Consider the following 1,054-nt stretch of genomic DNA (forward strand, 5'->3'; position numbering starts at 1 on the left):
TGTATTGATCACGAGCGTTGTTGACACTGGCGGGCCTTGAACATGGCGAAGACCTCCGATGTGGTGGAGCTGTCTAGGAACACACCGCACGGAGGTCTTCGTGTCCCACCGTAATGCCCGGCTGACCGTTCATGGCAGGCGGCTGCTCGTCACACGTGTCCGCTCGGGCCGTCCTGTCGCTCATGTGGCCGCCGAGATGGGCATCTCCCGGGCGACAGCACACAAGTGGATCCGCCGCTGGCGCCGTGAAGGGGAGACCGGTCTTGTTGACCGTTCCAGCAGGCCGCACCGGACGCCCCACCGCACCTCGGCGACGGTGGAGGACCGGGTGTGCTGGCTGCGGCGTGACCGCAAGCTCGGCCCGGCTCGCATCGGCCCGGTCCTGGGTCTGCCCGCCTCCACCGTGCACCGCGTCCTGACCCGCCACGGCCTCAACCGCCTGGCCTGGCTGGACCGGCCCACCGGGGCGGTGATCCGCCGCTACGAACGCGACCGCCCCGGCGAACTGATCCACGTCGACGTCAAGAAACTCGGCCGCATCCCCGACGGCGGCGGCCACAAGGTCCACGGCCGCGACGTCGGCCGGCCGATCCGCGGCATGGGCTTCGACTACGTCCACTCCGCCGTCGACGACCACACCCGCCTCGCCTACAGCGAGATCCACGCAGACGAGAAGGTCGCGACCTGCGCAGGCTTCCTCACCCGCGCAGCCGCCTTCTTCCACGCCAGCGGCATCACTCGCATCGAGCGCGTCCTCACGGACAATGCCTGGGCTTATCGCAAGGGCCTGGCCTGGAAAGACGTCCTCAACAAGCTCGGCGCGAGCGGCAAGCTCACCCGCGCCTACCGGCCCCAGACCAACGGCAAGGTCGAACGCTTCAACCGCACCCTGCTCGACGAATGGGCCTACCTGCGGCCCTACACCAGCAACGACGAACGCAGCGCAGCCCTGGCCGACTTCCTCCACACCTACAACTACCATCGCTGCCACACCGCACTCGGAGGTCAGCCACCGATCAACCGTGTGAACAACCCTGCGGGCCAATACACCTAG

Annotated in this window: 1 protein-coding gene; it reads left to right on the forward strand. The window is 67.7% G+C overall.

What is annotated here, in order from left to right; translation table 11 throughout:
• Nucleotides 1-100 precede the first annotated feature (100 nt).
• The gene (locus tag NMK44_RS41865; protein ID WP_254753396.1) at nucleotides 101-1,054 is read left to right on the forward strand and encodes an IS481 family transposase; all 954 of its coding nucleotides are present in this window, start codon (nucleotides 101-103) and stop codon (nucleotides 1,052-1,054) included.

The sequence above is a fragment of the Streptomyces cucumeris genome, from assembly GCF_024295805.1.
Lineage (GTDB): Bacteria > Actinomycetota > Actinomycetes > Streptomycetales > Streptomycetaceae > Streptomyces > Streptomyces cucumeris.